The sequence below is a fragment of the Mesorhizobium sp. M7A.F.Ca.CA.001.10.2.1 genome (genome assembly GCF_003998575.1).
GTDB lineage: Bacteria > Pseudomonadota > Alphaproteobacteria > Rhizobiales > Rhizobiaceae > Mesorhizobium.
The window spans coordinates 1-2051 of record NZ_RZQY01000865.1; the positions used below are offsets into that span (position 1 = coordinate 1).

Annotated in this window: 3 protein-coding genes and 1 pseudogene; 3 read left to right on the forward strand and 1 reads right to left on the reverse strand. The window is 64.4% G+C overall.

The window, feature by feature from the left end:
• Positions 1–397, reverse strand: a 397-nt coding sequence (locus EN964_RS38210; protein ID WP_206528795.1) for a hypothetical protein, incomplete at its 3' end; no start/stop codon positions are given.
• Between EN964_RS38210 and EN964_RS32775 the strand changes: the two genes are divergently transcribed.
• The 3 genes and pseudogenes from EN964_RS32775 to EN964_RS32785 form a co-directional block, all read left to right on the forward strand.
• Entirely contained in the window at positions 373–1233 is an 861-nt protein-coding gene (locus EN964_RS32775; protein ID WP_127271789.1) for a xanthine dehydrogenase family protein subunit M, read from the forward strand. The two genes, EN964_RS38210 and EN964_RS32775, sit on opposite strands and share 25 nt — an antisense overlap.
• Positions 1233–1709, forward strand: coding sequence for a (2Fe-2S)-binding protein (locus EN964_RS32780; RefSeq protein WP_013530647.1), 477 nt, complete (start codon positions 1233–1235; stop codon positions 1707–1709). The genes EN964_RS32775 and EN964_RS32780 overlap by 1 nt, the downstream gene beginning before the upstream one ends.
• 1 nt (position 1710) lies before the next feature.
• Positions 1711–2051, forward strand: a pseudogene (locus EN964_RS32785) (xanthine dehydrogenase family protein molybdopterin-binding subunit); the annotation flags it as partial.

Consider the following 2051-nt stretch of genomic DNA (forward strand, 5'->3'; position numbering starts at 1 on the left):
GCTCTACCCGCAGAACCGTCAGCTCTCGCCACGCCTGCGCGTCTTCCTCGACTGGGCCTCGCGCATCTTCGCCGAGGCCGATCTCTAGGGCAATTCCAGGAAAAATGTGAACAGTTTTCCGGGAAAGCGCGTCACGGGCTGAGGCCGTTCCGGTCCAAAGGCGGACAAGGGCGAATGAGCGCACTTGATCCATAGCCGAAGTTTCACGAAAATCATCCCAAAGCCGGTTGCTGCCATTCAGCGCGCCACTTTCCGTCTGTTGGACTGGATATTGCGGCGCCTGGCCTAATCGCCGCAGTTGAGGAACCGGATAGCCATTATGAGGAGACTGTTTATAACGGTCGCTGAAATCGCGATGACCAAGGGGAGACGATGCGCTACATACGTCCGCTTTCAATAGAAGATGCCGTTGGCCACTTGGCCGGGTCGGCTGGTACGGCCGCCATCCTCGCGGGAGGCAGCGACCTCCTGGTCAGGATGAAGGGCGGCTTTGCCGAACCAGAGCTGATCGTCGACATCAAGGCGATCGATGGCTTGAGCGAGATCCGGGAAACTGCTGAAGGCTTCAGCATCGGCGCCGCGGTTCCCTGCGCCGTCCTGGGAGAGAACACCGCCCTCAAGAAGGCATGGCCTGGTGTCGTCGAGGCGGCCAAGCTGATCGGCTCGAAGCAGGTGCAGGGACGCTGCACCATCGTGGGCAATCTCTGCAACGCCTCGCCGGCCGCCGACAGCGTGCCGGCGCTGGTTGCCGCCGGCGCCAAGGCAGTGGTCGTCGGGCCGGCGGGCCGGCGCACGATTCCCGTGCAGAGCGTGCCGACCGCGCCGGGCAAGACGTCGCTGGCCAAAGGCGAGATCATCGAGGCGATCCTACTCGACAAGCGCGAGCCGCGCTCTGGCGATGCCTATCTGCGTTTCATTCCACGCACCGAGATGGACATCGCGGTGGTCAGTGCCGGCGTGAACCTGACGCTCGACGAGCACGGTGTGGTCAAATCGGCCCGCGTGGCGCTGGGCGCCGTGGCGGCGACGGTGCTTCTGGTCGAAGAGGCGGCGGAGGTGCTCATCGGCTCCAAGCTGGACGAAGCGACGCTGGAGCGGCTCGCCAAGGTCTGTGCGGGCGCCTGCCGTCCCATCGACGACAAGCGCGGCACCATCGAATTCAGACGAAAAGTTGCGGGTGTGCTGGCCCAGCGGGCCGCCACATCAGCCTATACACGTGCAGGAGGCAAATGATGGCTGGTATAGCAGTTTCAACGACAATCAACGGCGACGCTGTCGAGTATCTTTGCCAGCCGGACGAGACGCTGCTCGATGTCCTGCGCGATCGGCTGGGGCTGACGGGCGCCAAGGAAGGCTGCGGCACCGGCGACTGCGGCGCCTGCTCGATCATCCTCGACGATCGGCTGGTTTGCTCATGCCTGGTGCTCGGCGCCGAGGCTGAAGGCCGGCGCGTCGAGACCATCGAGGGCATGGCCCATGGCGATACGCTGCACCCGCTGCAGCAGAAGTTCCTCGAGCATGCGGCGCTGCAATGCGGCATCTGCACGCCGGGCTTCCTGATCGCGGCCAAGGACCTCCTGGCCAAGAACCCCGACCCGACCGAGGAGGAAATCCGCTTCGGCCTCGCCGGGAACCTCTGCCGCTGCACCGGCTACGACAAGATCGTGCGCGCCGTCCAGGACGCGGCCATCGTGATGAAGGGAGCCTGAGATGAATTTCGATCCACGTTTTTCCGGACGTAAATTCGCCTCCGTCGGCACGCGTCCGATCCGTCCCGACGGCATCGACAAGGTGACGGGCCGCGCCCGCTACGGCGCCGACTTCAACATGGCCGGCCAATTGGTCGGGCGTGTTCTCAGAAGCCCGCATGCTCACGCCAGGATCGTGAAAATCGACACGTCCAAGGCGGAAAAGCTCGCCGGCGTCAAGGCGGTGATCACCGCGGCCGACCTGCCCGACCTCACCGATGGCGATGCCGCCATGTACGACGTCCTCGACAATTGCATGGCGCGCACGAAAGCGCTCTATGACGGCCACGCGGTGGCCGCGGT

Bases quoted from the DNA above. Each gene is read 5' to 3' on its own strand.
- EN964_RS32780 (WP_013530647.1), top strand. From the start codon at position 1,233: ATGGCTGGTATAGCAGTTTCAACGACAATCAACGGCGACGCTGTCGAG.
- EN964_RS32775 (WP_127271789.1), top strand. From the start codon at position 373: ATGCGCTACATACGTCCGCTTTCAATAGAAGATGCCGTTGGCCACTTG.